Below are 17,895 nucleotides of genomic sequence, written 5' to 3'. Positions count from 1 at the left end.
AGCACGTAGTAAACGACTTGATAAAAAGCCGTAAAATTTGAACGTTTGCGGCTTTTAAGGATTTTTATGTTAGAGAATATCTCAAGTACAAAAGTAGCCGGTGGTTGGCATAAGCAATACACTCACGCTGCAACAAGTACCCATTGCACAATGCGTTTTGCGGTATTTTTACCACCAGGTGCAAGTGAAACAAACAAAGTCCCTGTGCTTTATTGGCTATCGGGTTTAACCTGTACCGACGAAAACTTTATGCAAAAAGCGGGCGCGTTTAAAAAAGCTGCTGAGCTGGGTATTGCAATAGTGGCACCCGATACAAGCCCGCGTGGCGATAACGTACCCAATGATGATAACTATGACTTTGCTCAAGGTGCTGGTTTTTATGTTAATGCAACCCAAGCACCCTACAATACACATTTTAATATGTACGACTATGTAGTTGATGAGCTACCAGCACTTATTGAACAGCATTTTCCGGTAACAAGTACCAAAGCTATTAGTGGTCATTCTATGGGTGGGCACGGTGCTTTGATGGTTGCTCTTAAAAACCCACAAGCCTATGTAAGTACCTCTGCGTTTAGCCCAATCGTTAACCCAATAAATTGCCCATGGGGCACAAAAGCGTTTACTGGTTATTTAGGTGACAATAAATCACTTTGGGCACAATACGATACCTGCGAGCTTATGAAACTAGCAAAGCAGGACGATTACCTACCTATGCTAGTATCGCAGGGTGATGCCGATGGCTTTTTAGAGGAGCAACTTAAACCACAAAACCTAGTGGCTATCGCTCACGATAAGAGTTACCCGTTAACGCTGGAAATGCAAGAAGGTTACGATCACAGTTATTTCTTTATAAGTAGTTTTATTGACCAACACTTATTATTTCATAGTCAGTTTTTAACTGCGTAGTCTCGTTAGTGTGTAGTTCTGGCTTATTTAGTTCTACGCACTCCTTTAAACTTTTACTCACCTTCCTACACACTTGGCGTTGTTGATCATTCTCCAAACTGACAAAGTTGATCAATGCAGAATCAATTTTTAAACCTAACTTTGTAAAAGAAAACCCTTCTCTATCTTTTGGAATGGGTTTAAATGGATCTTTGTAAGGGTCTGAACGAGCTTTGCTATTCATATTTTGATTTAATTTTTCGTTATTTTGAGCATGCCCATCTATTAAAACTCCGGCCACCGTGCAACCACTTAAGTACACACTTATTAATAGTGTTAGTAATAATTTCATAGTTTCATCCTCTAAAAGCATGGATTTATACTATACGTTTATAAAATTAAGACTGTAAAAAGTTGTAAAACCAATTTAAATACACCTGTAAATACATTAAGTAAAAGTGATAAACCAATGTGTACATTTTACTAAATATGATCTAAATCAACCTAAAATAAAAAACAATACATTGATTTTAAATGTTTTTATACTTGGCGTGGCAATTGCTTTTGTAAGTTAAGTTTTTTAATAGAGAATCGCAATGGAATTTGATTTACAGTGGAATGAAATCTTAGATAACTTAATTCATTTAGGTATTGCCTACGCCCTAGCCTTGCCAATGGCCTACGATAGAGAGCGAAGTAAAGACGGCGCTGGACTAAGAACATTTCCGTTAGTAGCAGTTGCATCGTGTGGGTATGCACTTATAGCCATGTCGGTACTAGACTCATCTGAAGCACAATCTAAAATGCTACAAGGAATAATAACCGGGATCGGATTTATAGGCGGTGGTGCAATTTTGAAAAATAATCAGTCGACATCAGGTACTGCGACAGCAGCGAGCATATGGAATATGGGATTAATTGGTATTGCTGTAGCAAATAACCGATATGAAGTAGCCATTTTGCTAGCTATTATTAACTTTATAACGCTCAGGTATGTAAAAAAATTGAAGTAATATAGCTTAAAAGTAAAAACCCCATCGTTATATATGGGGTTTTAAATAAAAATATTTTTTGGTCTTTACAAAAAAGCATTACCACTTTGTTTTAGCGTTACTGTTTGTGCTTGCGCACTTTTAATTAATAACCCGCAACGTAAATCATCTTTAGAAATGACAATTTTATCAATAGCGCTTGTGTTGTAATTTACCACTTTATTTTCACAGCGCAGTTGAACCTTGCTAAGTGGCATTGTTGACTCAAGCACAACCTCACTTTTAGACAGTAAAGGCATAACAGCTTGATCTGTCTCAATAGCTATTTGTTGGTTTATATCGCCTGAATTTTTATAAATATCATTAACTTGAGCTAGCAACTGCTGCTTGTTTTCATCTGTAAAAACAAAGGCTTTAATATTTCCTAGGGCATCAATTGCATCATAAGCGCGCACATAGTCCTGTTTAGATATAAACCATTGCAAGGCATTTTTTACCACTCGCACTTTAATCTGATCAGGTAAATTATCTCTAAATAAAAATGCATTATTAATATGCTTATCAAAGCCAGTCCAATCTTGGGTAAAGTAGCTATGCTGACTTTTTAGCCATGAAAGTAATACTATTTCAACGGTATTTTTAGCATGGTCGCGTTCTAGCTCTATTATTTTAATTTGCGCTTCGTCTAATTTTTTTTCATTAATTAGATTACTTGCCGTTTCATAATCATTAAAAAAGCCATGCGTTGCTTTGTCGTTAGTGTACCCCAAGTGCAGGTTTTGAGAAGTCACTGTAATAAGCTTTGCACTAGGCACAGCTTTACCATCGACCTGAGCACTCTTGTAATTTAGTTTTGACACATACTCAACAACTTCTCTTTTGTATTTGTCTTGCCCGATAGATGCAACAATTTCAATATCACTAACCTGACCACTTTCATTCACAACATAACTACTTAAATTTAAGCCTTCAAAGCGTGACACACGAGAAGATGTATTTGTTTGTTTATTGTAGTTGTCCTTAACAACTTCAGCTGGCACAAAATCTGCCATTACTGGCACACAAGTTAACGCAGGTAATATAGAAAGAGCTATAGAGAGTTTTTTCATTTGATTATCCATCCTAGAACGCAAAGTAGCTATTATAGAAACAAACATTATAAAAAGATGCAAGCTTATATTTATAACTAACCAAAATTTAACTATAGACTAATAAACTCATAAATATAAAAAAGGCGCTTTATTAAGCGCCTTGGGTTTCAAGTATGTGTGCTTAAAACATATCTTGATAGGAGTTGGTTGTATTAAACGAAATTGCTTTATCAAAACCGGGAAGCTCTATTCCGTCCTCGCCAATTACAATGTCGTTATCGTCAATGGCGCCATCACCAAAACGGTATACTAATTCGTACTTACCAAGGTCAGCTTGCGCTTTATAGGTATTTTGCAAAGCAACAACGGATGTGTTTTTATCAGCGTAATCACTCATCGCTTTTTCACCATGGCGCTTAGCAAGCATTTGTAGTGTTACTTTAGCGCTAAGTACTGTAGCTGTGGCGTTATTACCGCCAAAACCTTTTGAGTTTATAAAGGCGATGTCCATGTCACCACAGTCGTAATGGCTGTTACGTATATCTAAGTGATCTGCATAAACATCGTCGGCCACTTTATCTATGGTAGTAATACCCGGCATAATATTATGGCTAAATACCCCCAGCGCAATAGCAAGCTGATCGCCACTTGCGGGGGCAATTGTATGACCAACATAGGCTTTTGGCGCCGTCACTTTCCAGCTATCAATGGCAAACGTTTGTGCCACTTTATGGTAAATAAGTGACTCTGTTACTCTATTTTGCGGTGTGCTTGAACCGTGAGCTAAGATAAAGCTGCGATTTTGTAACGCCTCTTTACCTAATAAGCTTGTTGCCAATGCCGCAGATTTAGCCATTGTAATGTAGTTACCCGGACCCGGTGAGGTGATTGATTTTTTAATACCATCGGCATTTACAAATACATCCGGTACTGAGCCCATAATATCTGCACCAAGCTCTAGTGCTAATGCATCATCCATTAAAATAGTTACTTGTGCGCCTTCACCTAATGTAAAACCACAGTTTTCACCGAATGGGCGGCTGCTTTTACGATAATTAGGCTCTTGTTCACTGCTTAAATTATCTAAACGGCGCAAGCCTTCAACATTGGCAAGGGCGCTCATATTACCAAAGCCTTCTACTACTTCGGGTGTAATAGCGCACTCAACACTTGCTACCACCGCAACACGGGTGCGCCCTGCTTGAATATCGTTTACTGCAGCGCGTAAGTTATATAAAAATGTGGCACATGCACCCGAAGTAGAAAACGTAGTACCTACATTACCTGTAACGTAGGCATTTATAAAATCAGTCGACATCGTGTTTAGGCCAAGTGCTAATTGCTTTGTACTAACACGATCGCCCTGCTGACGGGCTTTAACTAAACCACCCAATCCATTATCGTCCATTTGGCCAATAACCGAGGCTGAATAAGTGCCAATTTTATCTGGTTCTACGCTATTCATTATGCGTTGCCAGTCAAGACCAGTTGATTTAATAGCATCGTTTGCAGCAAATATGGTGGCTTGCAAACCGCGTGGCTGATAACGGCTGTTATACATAATTGATGGATCAAACCCGGTAGGAAACTGCCCCGCCGATTTAATTGGGTTATCACGAGTAGAATCAAGCTTTACATCTAGCTCTGCCGCTATAGTCACTTTTACCTTTTTACCTTCAAGCTCTTGTACTTTCCAACTGGCAGGCACCGGGGTTGGTAAATCGCGTGCACGCGTTTCAAATACAATCGCGTTTTCATCAGATGTCTTTAATGTCATTTTTTGCTGCCAAGGTGTTGCATCTGCATCAAAATGTTCTTTTTCAATTTTACGAATAAGCGTCCCAGCAATAATTTGCTCACCAAAGCGTGCTTCTATGTCGCTTTGCTCAACATTATTGCCGTTTGTGTCTTGTAATTGACCATCAACAACGCATACCAAGTTCATTAATGTGGCGAGGCCTAAAAATGTTTCACTACGATCTTGTGCGTTTAATGCGTCTAACACGATACGGCGGTAACCTTGATGAAAAGAAGTACGGCCTGCGGCGTTAATACCACCCATGCCTACAATTACGGGTAATGCTGTCATAATTAACCTTTAAAACGTGTTATGGGAGAAGCCAACAGTTTAATTGGATTAACCACACCGCTTTATGCTTTAATAGCCAAATATTCAGCATTAAAGGCCAAAAAGTACTGGTCGGAGCATTCATATGCATAAAAAATCAGTAAAGCCTGCGTTAAATATTGCAATCACAGTGTATCCGCATTTACTTATTACCAGTTTAACACTGCCTATTGAAATGCTAAGAGCCGGCGAAGCCTACGCAAAAGGCCACTTAGACCAAACTGACTTTAGACCGCTTAGTATAAATTTAATTGCTAAAAGTAATGAGCCAATAAAAAACCGTACTGGCCTTGCTATAGTCCCGGATTGCACTACTGCTAACGCACCGTATAACGATTTAATTATAGTCCCCGGCATATGGCGAAATCCTCGCCCTGTAGTACGTACTAATAAAGAAGTGGTTGAATGGCTCCAAGAAAGCTTTGAAACTGGCAGCCATATAATTGGTGTAGGCACGGGTAATTGCCTAGTTGCAGAAGCGGGTTTACTTGATGGGCACCCTGCAACAACTCATTGGCATTACGCAAAACAATTTAGCCATGACTACCCGTTAGTGCGCTTAAAGCCCGACTTTTTTATAACCCAGTCTGAGCGCATGTATACGGTAGCAAGCTTAAATGCCCTTGCCGATGTGATCGTACATATTATTAGCCAATACTACGGCAAAGCCGCTGCGCAGCACGTAGAACGTAACTTTTCACACGAAGTACGTAAACCCTACGAAGATCAGCGCTACCTTGAAGGCGCGGTTGACCGCCACCCAGATGAACTCATAGCGCAAATTCAGTTTTGGCTTAAAACTAATTTAGCCAGCGAGTTAAACTTACAAGAAGTAGCCGCCCAATTTAGTTTGAGCTACCGTACATTTACACGACGCTTTAAGCTTGCAACTAATCAAAGCCCTATAGAATATTGGCAGCAATTACGGGTTGAAAGTGCTAAAGAGTTATTGGCGTCGTCTAATTTAACAATACAAGAAGTGGCACTTGAGGTTGGCTATAACGATCAAGGCCACTTAACTCGCGTGTTTAAAAAAGTGCTAAGCCAAACGCCAAGCGAGTACAGAAAAGTAGTAAGAAGAAAGCTATTTGGCTAACAAATAAGCTTTTTTAATTACCTAATATTGAATTATTTATACTACAAACAGCACAATTTCTTCCGTTATTTTTTGCTATGTATAAATAACCGTCAGCTGCTTTAAGTATTTTAGATAAATCAACAGACGAATCAGTAACCAGTTCCTCCAAACCAATACTTATTGTAATTTTTAAACAGTTTTTCTCATAAGTAAAATGATGACTTTCAACCGTTTTAATTAAACACTTTGCTAAGTCATAAGCAGCTTGCTGATCAGCATTTATAACAACAACAAATTCCTCACCGCCCATTCTAAATACATTATCTTCTTTAAATTTTTCTACAAATAACTCAGTTAGTTGCGTTAAAACAGCATCACCTGCGTCGTGCCCATATTTATCGTTCACCTTTTTAAAAAAATCAATATCAATTAGTGCTATGCATAAAGGCTCATCAATAATTGTTTGTTTACTAAAGCGGCTTTGTAATGCACGTCTATTAAACGCTTTTGTTAATGGATCTCTTAGTGCCAAATTTAAAATTGTTTCTTGGTTAGAATATCTCATCGCTTCATAAATGTGCGAAACGGTCCATATAGTCATATACGAAAGGCCTAAGTTAACAATTAAGTGCAAACTATTAGCACCACCTAAACTGAGGAAAGAATATAAAGGAATTACCGACGCTAACAGTAAGCAAAAGCTACTTATAAACCCGTGTTTTTTACCAAATAACAAATACGCCAAAATGGGAAATGTACAAATCCAATGCGTTATACCCTCATCTGTTTTTAAAATATAAACAGCTAAAAATACAACAAAGAAATAAGCATAGGCTACCGCCCATCTATGCCAAACCTTTGAGGCAGATATACACGTTTTGTAATACGTGTAAAAACAAAACACAGCGAGTAAAACTTCTATCGCTCCTAATATGTAAACCTTCGAAATAATTATATTTACATAAGCTACAACAAGCGCAACTAGCGCTATTATTAAACTCATTCCTTGAAGAACTTTTGCTCTTACCTCTTGTGTTTTATCGAATGAATGACGGTTCATAAAATCCTTTTAAATTACTAACTATTTGTTCATAAATATATTTATTAATATTAGATTAGATATATGTAAATTAACAGCACGCATATAATTAGACTTTAATCGAAAAGTTATCCGCTAAATAATAGGCCAGTTATAATTTTAAAAACACAATGTACATTTAAGTCATAATAAAACAAAACGCCACTAAATTAGTGGCGTTCTATGTCGTTAAAGTCTTTTCGGTAGTAACGTTTTTGATAATTTTTTACTTTAGTGTGTACCCCTTTGCTTAAGCTTTTAAATTTTGCCTCCAGTACATCTACACCGTATAAAATACCAACCACCAGCACTGAAAGTTTAATAGCAGCAGCTAGATTATCGGTGGCTATCATTACGCCAATTGAGGCAAGCACCCAAATGGTTGCAGCAGAGGTAACCCCTACCACGGCGCCATCTTTTGCAAGCATTACCCCAGCGCCTAAAAAGCCAATGCCTGTAATTATTTGCCCCACTACGCGAGAATGATCAATTACATCCCCTTGTAAGTTAAACGCGGTCGATAAAAACAAATACGTGCCCAGCGTAATTAAAGCTGAGGTACGAATACCCACAGGTTTACCGCGTAACTGGCGCTCTAACCCAATTATGGCACCGCAAAAAGCGGCGGTGCCAATGGCCGCCCACGAATAAGGGGCTACATCAATTAAATCTAAAAAAGTCACTCTTTACTTAAAACCTATTAATTATTAGCAATGGCCACTGCGGTTCTTAGCCGTTGGCCACCAAATGCTGACATTTTACCAAAATCACTGCGCGCTATAGGCACGTACTGGCAATCTATTGCGAGTTGTTTGTCGCTTCCTTGCTCACAAAATGGGTCGTGAACATACACGCAGTGCTCATCAAGGTGGGTAACGCAAACCCAATGAGGTGATTTTTTACCATCAAAACTGTATGTGCTAATTAATAACAGCACACTAAAGCCTTGACTTAACCACTGTTCAATATGCTCAAGCTCAACATCTTTATAGCTAAGCGGTATATTTGCCTGTGCAATACCTTCTACAAATTGTTGATGAACAGTAGCTAGTACTATTTTTTTGTTTTCATTGCGTACGCCATCTAAAAACAAAGGCTCTGTGGTATTAACCATGACCTCGCTTTTAAAACCGCGTTTATAAGCCGCCAGCGCTAAACCAAACGGATGACAACCACCATGGCCTGAGGTCATAAAAATAGTGGTACCTTCGCGCCAAAGTGCCAGCTCATGTGATTGGCTAAGCTCCGTTATTGGCTCAAGTGCCCCCATTGCCATTAGTAACGCCGCTGGCCCACAGGTAAACTCTGTTGTTTGCTGATACCACGGCGTTAAACGCGCTAATTTAAGTTCACGCGTTTGACGAATATTTTTTTGCATTCGCAGTGCATCACTGTGATCGTCATAATAATCGCTATATTGGCCAAACACTCTGTAACCCAAGCTTTTGTATAGCCCTATCGCACTTTCGTTATTTACCGCTACTTCTAATCGTAAGTAAAGTCGCCCGCGCTCACACGTTTCTTTTTCAAGGCTTGTAAGCAGTGCTTTTGCAATGCCCTTACCTTGCATTGTGGGTTTTACAGCAAGCGAATATAAACGCGCCAAACGTGTGCCTTTATGGCACCACACAAGCCCATAGCCGCATACTTGCTCGCCATTTTCTGCAATTAGTAAAATACCGTGCTTAGCACTTAACCAACGCTTTAAACTACGCGGGCTCAATTTATCGTTGTTAAAGCACGCGTTTTCAACATCAATTAGCGCGTTTAAATCACTGCTAAGTGCTTTTCGAATAACAAGGTTGCTCATGTATTAGCCACGGCCTCGCGCTTCTAGGCGTTGTTTAAATTCATCCATAATGATCATGTATAGCTCGTCGCCCAAATATCCGTCCTCTACTTTGTGATCAATACTTGGATTGTCATTTACTTCAAGCACATATGCTTTGCCTTGATGTTCTTTAACATCTACGCCATATAAGCCTTTGCCCACAGTTTTACATGCTTTTAAAGCGGCATCTAACACGGCTTTTGGTAACTCAAAGGTAGGTAGCGTTTCAAAGCCACCAGAGAAAAACCGTTTAGCATCGTGATTGTAAATTTGCCAATGGTTGCGTGCCATCAAGTAGCGACACGCATAAATAGCGCGGCCATTTAATACACCTACTCGCCAATCGTATTCTGTGTACATGTATTCTTGTGCAAGTACCAATGCGCTATATTCAAACAGCTCGGTTAGTTTAGCTTCAAGCTCACTGCGGTTTGCAACTTTAAATACCCCTTTTGAGAACGACCCTTCAGGCATTTTTAAAACAAGCGGATAGGTAAAAGCCTCTTCTAATTGCTCAAGCGTTTGCGCTGCTTGATCGGCCACTACCACCGTTTTTAAGCTCGGCACTTTTTGATAATTAAACGCATCGTGTAAATACACTTTATTACAACAACGTAAAATAGATTCAGCATCGTCAATAACCACTAAACCAAGGCTTTGCGCTTTACTAGCAAGGCGATACGTTGGATGGTCAATTGCTGTAGTTTGGCGAATAAATAACGCATCAAACTGGGCTATGTTGTCTATTTCTTCAAAGCTTAATGCTTGCGCATTAATACCATGTTTAGCCGCTGCTTTTATAAAACGGGCAATGGCGTCTTTATCGCTCGGTGGTACTTTTTCGTTATGATCAACAAGGATTGCCATATCCCATCTAAAACGGCGCTGCACAGTACCAATGCGCCATTGGGTTTGAGTAAACGTATTTAGTTTTGCTACAAAATTGCTGTATTGCTCATCGTTTAAAGTGCTAAGCGAACCTTGCTGTAACAAGCCTTGTTCATCTACATATAAAATAGGCGCTGGGTATTGCTTAAATACCGATTTAGCCGCTTTACTTTGTAATTCGCTTAAGGCATTACCAAAGTAAATTTCGCCATCAATAGAGCCAATATTTAACATAGGAGCTTGACCGCTACGAAGCGCATTTATTGTTTTAACACTGGGTAACACCTGGTGTTTACGGGCCTCAGCAAGCAATGAGCAATAGTAACCCTTACTCAAGTATTGGCTTGAGTCGCATAAATTAATAATGCGGGTTTTAGGTTCATTATGTTTTGGGTAATCACGTAAGTAACTATTAAACGTAATCACATTGTCGAACGATTGAGCAAGTGTTTGCTCGTTGTTATCAACCACTATTAAGGTTTTAAACACGACTTTTCCTAGTTAAGTCAAAAATATAAAAAACATGCCTAATAAAATACTCAGCACTATAAATAGAAACACCCATCGTACTAAGTGGGCATTGCGCGTATCACTTAATACGATGGGTGCTTTAACAAATACCTACTGTAAGTGTTAGCGCCTAAATTGCTTAGGCGACATCTGCTTTATATGCCCTTTTTAAAAACCACACAAACGAGATATTTTTAGCGTAAAGATAAAAAATATTGATTAACTATATTTTCCTATTAATGCAGATTAAAATACGCAAAATTACTATTTTATGAGCGTTATAAATGTCACACCCAGCCTGCCCACAGTGCCAATCAGAATATGTTTACGAAGACCAGCAACTGCTTATTTGCCCTGAATGCGCCTATGAATGGAACCCAAATAGTACAAGCGATGAAGACGCAATTTCAGTTAAAGATGCCAACGGCACCTTACTTACTGATGGCGATAAAGTAACCGTAGCTAAAGATTTAAAAATTAAAGGCAGCTCACAAGTCATTAAAATTGGCACCAAAGCGGTCGTAAGGCGTGTGCTTGATAAAAAAGATCACGAGCTAGATTGTAAAGTAGATGGTATTGGCGAAATGATGGTAACAGCGAAGTTTGTGAAAAAAGCTAACTCGTCGGTCGGATAAATGGCGAAGCCATGTCATCCGAAGCGTAATAAAGGCCGAAACTATTTCATTTAACCAAAACTTTTGTACAAAACTAAAGTGTATTATGCAGCTATAGCTTTGTCGGATGGCGCTTCGCTTATCCGACCTACGAAATATTTATATTTTTTATCCGCACCAATTATTTGCATAAATACCTTGTTTCACGGCTCTATGAAAACTTAAATAAGGCCAATCAGCTACTTGACTAACTAGGCCATGTTTTAACGGATTAAAATGAACATAGTTAACATGATGCCAATAATCATTATCATCCCTAATAGTATGTTCCCAAAAACGGCGCTGCCAAATTCCACGTTCATTTTTACGTTTTCGTGTTTGAGTTAAAAACTCTGTCTTTGGGAGTGATTTTGAAAATCGCTTTTTAATTTCTCGCCAGCGACTCGAATAATCAACATCATCATCTGGTAAAGTTAAAACTGCATGAAGGTGATCGGGCAGCACAACCCATGCATCTATATAAAATGGCTTTTGAGATTTAACAAAACGGATAGACTCTCTTAATAAATCGATATGCTCAACCAACAACGATTTATTCCTATCGAGCAAATTAACTGTAAAAAAGTACGTCCCACCTTTTACATAATTACGACGATATTGCATTGCATATCCATTGTATTATTTGTTACGCATTAGATAAATAAAGCGTAATTTTAGGATATTTACAACATTGACGTAGGTCGGATAAATGGCGAAGCCATGCCATCCGACAATTAATTTATAAGTATAAGCGTTTATTGTATTGATATGGGTTTTTCGGATGGCGCTTCGCTTATCCGACCTACATATAAAACTAGTGTTTTATAAAATTTCTACCACATCATATTCATGGTTTTTGCCTGCAATGGTTTGGCTTATTTCATCATCAAGTTGTTTTCCTAAAAGTTTTTTACCTAGCGGTGCTTCGGGTGTAACAACTTGAATAGTTAGCCCTTTCACTTCAACCGTTAACCCGCCTGCGGCTGGGCCTAAATAAAACCATTTTTGTAGGGCGTTTTCATCTTCTAGGCAAACGAGTGAACTTATAATCACTTTATTATGAATGGGCTCTTTAAAAATAGTTTCAAATTGTTTAATACTTTTGTAGCAATCGTTTACGCGCTCGGCTTGGCCTTGTGCTAAATAAGCGGCCTCGAGCCCTAGGGTATCGTACTGCGTTTCTGCAACGCTTTCTTCGTGAGTTGCGGCGTCGTGCGCGGCTTTTGCTGCTTGTTTTGCGCTGTTTAATTGTGCTTCAAGTGCAAATTTAAGGTGTTCTATTACGTGGGATTTATTCATGAAAGGCGCTAATAACCAATACGGTAAACTATGTGATTAATTTTACCGTTATAAGGCGCTTAAAACCATTATTTTAAGCGCCAGTGTTTTAATGCAGATTTTTAAAAGCATTTATTGCTAGGGCATATCGAGCAACGCTTGCGTTTCTGCATCTTGTTTTTCTTCGTAATTTTTAGCACTTAACCCTAAAAGCTCGGGTAACGTGGCGGCAATACAAATAGATGAGAACGTACCTACTACAATGCCGGTAAATAGCGCGATGGCAAAGCCTTGTAATGGCGCGCCCGCGAGAAGCCAAACACTTGCAACTGTAGCAAGCGTTGTGCCCGATGTAATAAGCGTACGTGTTAAGGTACTTTTTATGGCGTTGTTAATAATACTTGCCGGGCTAAGCGCATTATTAGATTTAACACGTAAAAGCTCGCGTACTCTATCGCCTACTATTATAGAGTCGTTAAGTGAATAACCTATAATGGCCAGCAAACTGGCAAGTACGGTTAAATTAAACTCAATACTTAATAGCGAAAATAGCCCCAGTACGAGTAGTAAATCATGCACTAGCGCAACCACTGAGCCTACGGCTAAACGCCATTCAAACCGCACCGCTAAATAAAGCATTACTGCAACCATAGCTGAAAATAGTGCTAAACAACCTTGTTCAAACAGTTCATCACCTACTTGTGAGCCAATATACGCTGATGATAAAACCTCAGCGTTTATATCAGCGTTTTGAGTAATGGCAGATTGCCAATCATTACTATTTGCTGTTGAATCGCTAGGCGCTTCGCGTAGTTGAAAATGGCTATTACCTTGCGCGGTTAGCTCAAACTCGCCATTGTGATTTTTAGTAATAAATGATTGAAGCTCTTTTAGCTCAACACCCTGGCTGGTGGTAAATTCCGTTAGGTAGCCACCGGTAAAGTCGAGTCCAAAATTAAGCCCTTTTTGACTAAGCGTAAACACCGACAGCAGTACAAGTATGGCGCTTAAAAGCATACCCGAAAAACGCAGACGCGTACCCGCCTCGCCCTTTAAAAAAGTGTTAAGCATGTGCATTTACTCCTGCTTTTTTAGCCAATTTTAAATATAACGTTTGGCTTAGTACTTTTGATACGTACACGCCAGTAAATACTGAAGTAATCAATCCAAGTGCCAATGTTATGGCAAAGCCTTTAACTGGGCCGTAACCTATTCCATACAATATAAGCGCGGTGATCATGGTGGTTATATTGGCATCAAATATGGTGTTAGCGGCTTGCTTGTAACCTTCTTGAATAGCTTGATAAGCAGAGCGGCCTTTTCTACGCTCTTCTTTTATTCGCTCAAATATAATAACGTTGGTATCTACCGCCATACCAATGGTGAGTACCAGACCGGCAATACCCGGAAGTGTTAATACAACCCCCGGTAATAAAGACATTAGCCCCACAAGCGACGTTAAATTTAATAACAGCGCTACGTTTGCAATAAGCCCTAAGCGGCGATACCACATTGCCATAAAGGCAAGTGTAATACCCATGCCCAGCATTAATGCAGCTAAACCATTACTAATGTTTTTGCTGCCAAGGCTTGGGCCAATTGTTTGCTCGTGCACAATAGTAACCGGTGCTGTTAGCGAGCCTGCTCGTAATAACAGGGCTAAATCGGCCGCTGCTTGTTGGCTTTTCATATTGGTAATACTAAAACGTGAACTTAAATGCTGCGCAATATTAGCCACGTTTATAACTTCACTTTTTTTAACGGTTTCACCGGTTGCGTTTTGAGAGTACTCTGAGTAAACCGTGGCCATAGGCTTACCAATATTAGCTTTTGAAAATGCCGACATGGCATCGCCGCCTTGCCCATCTAGGCTAAGTTGAACCAGTGGCTTACCCCAGTCGTCGCGGCCTATGTTTGCATTATTAATGTGATCGCCTGTAAAAATTGGCACAGGATCAAGTTTGATTGTTCCGCCCGATTGCATATTAAAAGCTTGGCCACCCACTTCTTTTAACTGATAAAACCCAAGTGATGCAGTCGCGCCTATAATGCGCTTAGCCTCGGTTGGGTCTTGCACACCTGGCAGCTCAATGCGTATACGCTGTGTGCCTTGCCGCTGTGTTACAGCCTCGGTAATACCTAATTCTTCTATGCGTGAGCGAAGTGTGGTGAGTGTTTGGCTCATTACTTCTTTATCAAAGCTGCTACGCCCTTGCTCTGAGTAGCTAAACTTGGCGTTTTTAACATTGCCGTTATTGGTTGTTGTAACCGCTAAATTAGCAAAGCGACTTTGTAGCTCATCAATCACTGGTGTAAGTTTTTGCACCGCATTAGGCAGCGCGTTAATTTCAAAGCCGTGCCCTGTTTGCAGCACTTTAAGGCCGTGCGCTTTTTGTTTAACAATAATTGATTTGGCTTGTTGATACGCACTCACTAATTGCTCATCAACGGCTTTATCTAAATCTACGTCGAGTACAAATAACACACCGCCGTTTAAATCTAGTCCCAATTTTATTGGCGATAAACCAAATTCTTGCAGCCAAATTGGGCTTGTTGCATGCTCTACAATTTTAACTTGCGTGTTTGGGTACTGCGCCTTTATGGCTGCCTGCGCTTGTGCGCTTTTAGTTGGCTCGTTTAATAAAATATTTATAGTGGATTGCTTATCAAGGCCTTGCTCGACTTTTAAGCCTTGGTTATTTAAAAAAGTAACTAAGGCTTGAGTGCTTGGCACGGCTTGGGTTTCGCTATGTGGCGCGCTATATACATGCAACCACGATTTATTAGGGTATAAGTTTGGTAATGCGCTAATGGCTAATAAAATCAGCACAATAAGCATGGCTATATAGCTTAGTTTTAATTTAGCCATAAATGGCTTGTGATCTTTTTTTACACTTAACATGTTTTTTCCTTATTACCAGAACCGGCAACGTACTTTTAAAAAGTACAATTAATCTCAAGGCTTAAACGTAAAACGTTAAAACCTAATAAAAATTAAATAAGAAAATTAAGCGTGGTAGGTACTTACGGCGGTATAAAGTAAATTAGCGTCTTTCCAGCCACTTAAACGGGACTTTTTACTACTGTGCACAAACGTATACCAAGGCTGAATAACGTTTACTGCTTGAGGGCGTAAAAATATTTGCCTAACAAGATGCTGTGCAAAAAACTCAAAAATAACATCGTATTCGGGCTCACTTTGAACTGTGTGCAAAAAAAGTGACGCATTACTTGCTGTAAGCCTTGGCTGATGTGAGTCAAAATCGGTGTGTTGTGTTTTTTTATGCGCAGGTGCGTCTGCAAACTTTTTAGTAGGCTTTGTATTAGTTATATCAATAGCATCTGTAAATAAAATGTGCGAACTGACAGCTGGATTCAAATTTTGTGATACCTGCACAGCATTGCTCTGCACACTAAACAGTGCAGCTAGTAGCAAAAAAGCAGTTATAAAAACACGAAATTTAAACATACTTAAATCAAACTAAAATAAGAGATGCCTAGTATATTAGGGCAACTATTTAAAATACAATGCTTAACAATTAAGTATTTAATCGAGAAAAATAATGCGCTCCAGACAAAACGTTGAAAAACGTGCAGACGCCATGAATTTAAAACAAAGCGTTAAAACGTTGTGGCCTTACATTACAAAGTTTAAAGGGCGCGTATTTATTGCGCTTTTAGCGCTTATTGGTGCTAAAGGCGCCACGCTTTTAATGCCTTGGGCGTTAAAAGAAATTATCGACTCGGTTGATAAATCAATAAACCCAGTGTTGGTCATTCCCGCTCTATTATTAATAATGTACGGCGGTTTGCGTTTCGCTAGTGTGTTTTTAGGTGAAGTAAGAGACGCTGTTTTTTCACGGGTAACCGAACATTCCATGCGCAATATTGGCCTAAAAGTATTTAAGCATTTACACTCGCTTGAACTTGCATTTCACTTAGACAGGCAAACTGGTGGTATAAGCCGTGACATAGAACGTGGTACCAGTGGACTCAGCTTTTTAATGCGCTTTTTAATGTTTAACATTGTGCCTACCCTTTTTGAAATTCTCACCGTTGCTATTATTTTTGGGTCGCTATTTTCTATTTGGTTTGCGTTAATTACACTTCTTGCTGTTGGTGTATATATATTTTTTACAGTCACGGTGACACAGTGGCGTAATCGTTTTATTCGTGAATCAAACGCAGCTGATAACCTCAGTAACACACGCGCAATAGACAGCTTACTTAATTATGAAACTGTCAAATATTTTAATAATGAGCAGTTTGAAGCCAAAACATATGACTCATTTTTAGCTAATTGGGAAACCGCGCGTTTAAAAAATAGGATGTCTTTGCTTGCGCTTAATTCAGGGCAAGCATTAATTATTGCTAGTGCCATCACCGCGTTAATGTGGTTAGGTTCAAGCGAGGTAGTAACAGGGTCACTAAGTATTGGTGAATTAGTAATGATAAACGCGTATATGATCCAATTATTTTTACCGCTTAACTTTTTAGGATTTGTTTACCGTGAAATCCGCCGTGCTCTTACCGATTTAGAAAACATGCTGGGCTTACTCAATAAAAAACCACAAGTCACTAATGCTCCAAATGCAAATACCCTTAATGTTAAAAATGGGGAAATTGCCTTTAATAATGTGAGTTTTAGCTACAACGCTAACCGCCCTATTCTAAATAATATTAGCTTTAAAGTGAAAGCAGGTAGCAAGGTAGCTATTGTGGGCGCAAGTGGTGCTGGCAAAAGTTCACTAGCGCGCCTGCTCTATCGTTTTTATGATGTAACATCGGGCAGCATTACTATTGATAACCAAGCTATTAACTCGGTCACGCTTGATAGCCTTCGTAAAGCTATTGCTATTGTTCCTCAAGATACCGTTTTATTTAACACAACAATTCGTGAAAACATTGCCTATGGTCGCCCTTCTGCAAGCGATAGTGATATTGATAAAGCCATTGAAATGGCGCATTTAAAAGATTTCATTACTACGTTAGCTGATGGCGATAAAACGCGAGTGGGTGAACGAGGTCTAAAAGTATCAGGCGGCGAAAAACAGCGTATTGCAATAGCACGTGCAATTTTAAAACAATCCCCAATTTTAATATTTGACGAGGCAACGTCGGCTCTCGACTCTCAGGCTGAGCAAGCAATATTAAAGGCAATGCATGAAGTAGCCAGCGAGCACACCAGTATTGTGATTGCCCATAGGTTATCAACCATTACTGATGCCCACACTATTATTGTGCTTAAGTCAGGCCAAATTGTCGAACAAGGGCAACATAACGAATTGCTGGCCTTGGGCGGTGAATATGCACATATGTGGGCATTACAACAACAAGATTAACCTGTTTATTAATTTATGTTGGGAGCTTGTTGCTTACGTTGTTTATTGGTTTTATCGGGTCAGGCTGTGATTCACCTCAAAATAATTGTGTACCTGTCTTTTATACATAACAATCAAAATGATATTTTTATAACAAAA

Annotated in this window: 17 protein-coding genes; 5 read left to right on the top strand and 12 right to left on the bottom strand. The window is 39.3% G+C overall.

Translation table 11 applies throughout. The features are described from left to right. Positions 1–66: 66 nt before the first annotated feature. Complete coding sequence (fghA, locus tag RF53_RS05695) at positions 67–909, top strand: S-formylglutathione hydrolase (protein ID WP_039036895.1); 843 nt, start codon at positions 67–69, stop codon at positions 907–909. Here fghA and RF53_RS05690 read toward each other — a convergent pair. Next, the gene (locus RF53_RS05690) at positions 863–1,240 is read right to left on the bottom strand and encodes a hypothetical protein (RefSeq protein WP_039036894.1); all 378 of its coding nucleotides are present in this window, start codon (positions 1,238–1,240) and stop codon (positions 863–865) included. The two genes, fghA and RF53_RS05690, sit on opposite strands and share 47 nt — an antisense overlap. A 244-nt stretch (positions 1,241–1,484) precedes the next feature. On the opposite strand from RF53_RS05690, the gene RF53_RS05685 reads away from it, so the two are divergent. Beyond that, positions 1,485–1,901, top strand: a complete 417-nt coding sequence (locus RF53_RS05685) for an MgtC/SapB family protein (RefSeq protein WP_006794759.1) — start codon at positions 1,485–1,487, stop codon at positions 1,899–1,901. A gap of 65 nt (positions 1,902–1,966) precedes the next feature. On the opposite strand, the gene RF53_RS05680 is transcribed toward RF53_RS05685, so the two are convergent. Then, positions 1,967–2,989 (bottom strand): energy transducer TonB, encoded by a 1,023-nt coding sequence (locus tag RF53_RS05680; protein ID WP_039036893.1) that lies wholly within the window; start codon positions 2,987–2,989, stop codon positions 1,967–1,969. Positions 2,990–3,152: 163 nt separating this feature from the next. Then, positions 3,153–5,060 (bottom strand): beta-ketoacyl synthase, encoded by a 1,908-nt coding sequence (locus tag RF53_RS05675; RefSeq protein ID WP_039036892.1) that lies wholly within the window; start codon positions 5,058–5,060, stop codon positions 3,153–3,155. Between the two features lie 124 nt (positions 5,061–5,184). Here RF53_RS05675 and RF53_RS05670 point away from each other — a divergent pair, with 124 nt between their 5' ends. After that, on the top strand, positions 5,185–6,195 hold the full coding sequence (locus RF53_RS05670; RefSeq protein ID WP_006794564.1) for a GlxA family transcriptional regulator: 1,011 nt from the start codon (positions 5,185–5,187) through the stop codon (positions 6,193–6,195). 13 nt (positions 6,196–6,208) lie between these two features. Here the strand turns inward: RF53_RS05670 and RF53_RS05665 are convergent, their stop codons facing one another. From RF53_RS05665 to RF53_RS05650, 4 genes are all read right to left on the bottom strand, one after another. Beyond that, positions 6,209–7,237 (bottom strand): GGDEF domain-containing protein, encoded by a 1,029-nt coding sequence (locus tag RF53_RS05665; RefSeq protein WP_039036891.1) that lies wholly within the window; start codon positions 7,235–7,237, stop codon positions 6,209–6,211. A 188-nt stretch (positions 7,238–7,425) separates the two neighbouring features. Then, positions 7,426–7,938 (bottom strand): MgtC/SapB family protein, encoded by a 513-nt coding sequence (locus tag RF53_RS05660; protein ID WP_039036890.1) that lies wholly within the window; start codon positions 7,936–7,938, stop codon positions 7,426–7,428. A gap of 17 nt (positions 7,939–7,955) precedes the next feature. After that, positions 7,956–9,065 (bottom strand): GNAT family N-acetyltransferase/peptidase C39 family protein, encoded by a 1,110-nt coding sequence (locus tag RF53_RS05655; RefSeq protein ID WP_039036889.1) that lies wholly within the window; start codon positions 9,063–9,065, stop codon positions 7,956–7,958. 3 nt (positions 9,066–9,068) lie between these two features. After that, positions 9,069–10,463 (bottom strand): RimK family protein, encoded by a 1,395-nt coding sequence (locus RF53_RS05650; protein ID WP_039036888.1) that lies wholly within the window; start codon positions 10,461–10,463, stop codon positions 9,069–9,071. A gap of 305 nt (positions 10,464–10,768) precedes the next feature. Here RF53_RS05650 and RF53_RS05645 point away from each other — a divergent pair, with 305 nt between their 5' ends. Further along, positions 10,769–11,119, top strand: coding sequence for a zinc ribbon domain-containing protein YjdM (locus RF53_RS05645; RefSeq protein ID WP_039036887.1), 351 nt, complete (start codon positions 10,769–10,771; stop codon positions 11,117–11,119). Between the two features lie 147 nt (positions 11,120–11,266). On the opposite strand, the gene RF53_RS05640 is transcribed toward RF53_RS05645, so the two are convergent. The 5 genes from RF53_RS05640 to RF53_RS05620 form a co-directional block, all read right to left on the bottom strand. After that, positions 11,267–11,761 (bottom strand): REP-associated tyrosine transposase, encoded by a 495-nt coding sequence (locus tag RF53_RS05640; protein ID WP_039036886.1) that lies wholly within the window; start codon positions 11,759–11,761, stop codon positions 11,267–11,269. 198 nt (positions 11,762–11,959) lie between these two features. Then, positions 11,960–12,436: a GreA/GreB family elongation factor gene (locus tag RF53_RS05635; protein ID WP_039036885.1), complete on the bottom strand. Its 477-nt coding sequence runs from the start codon at positions 12,434–12,436 to the stop codon at positions 11,960–11,962. 117 nt (positions 12,437–12,553) lie between these two features. Beyond that, positions 12,554–13,486 carry a protein translocase subunit SecF gene (gene secF / locus RF53_RS05630; protein ID WP_039036884.1) on the bottom strand — a complete coding sequence of 311 codons (933 nt, stop codon included), beginning with the start codon at positions 13,484–13,486 and terminating at the stop codon, positions 12,554–12,556. After that, positions 13,479–15,317, bottom strand: coding sequence for a protein translocase subunit SecD (secD, locus tag RF53_RS05625; RefSeq protein WP_039036883.1), 1,839 nt, complete (start codon positions 15,315–15,317; stop codon positions 13,479–13,481). The genes secF and secD overlap by 8 nt, the downstream gene beginning before the upstream one ends. A 105-nt stretch (positions 15,318–15,422) precedes the next feature. Next, entirely contained in the window at positions 15,423–15,884 is a 462-nt protein-coding gene (locus RF53_RS05620) for a hypothetical protein (RefSeq protein WP_039036882.1), read from the bottom strand. A 94-nt stretch (positions 15,885–15,978) separates the two neighbouring features. On the opposite strand from RF53_RS05620, the gene RF53_RS05615 reads away from it, so the two are divergent. Further along, positions 15,979–17,757 carry an ABCB family ABC transporter ATP-binding protein/permease gene (locus tag RF53_RS05615; RefSeq protein ID WP_052242863.1) on the top strand — a complete coding sequence of 593 codons (1,779 nt, stop codon included), beginning with the start codon at positions 15,979–15,981 and terminating at the stop codon, positions 17,755–17,757. Positions 17,758–17,895 lie beyond the last annotated feature (138 nt).

The sequence above is a fragment of the Pseudoalteromonas sp. ECSMB14103 genome, assembly GCF_000813065.1.
In the GTDB taxonomy this organism is placed as follows: Bacteria; Pseudomonadota; Gammaproteobacteria; order Enterobacterales; family Alteromonadaceae; genus Pseudoalteromonas; species Pseudoalteromonas marina.
The sequence above is the reverse complement of the archived record's forward strand: the minus strand, read 5'-3'. Positions and strand labels throughout refer to the sequence as shown.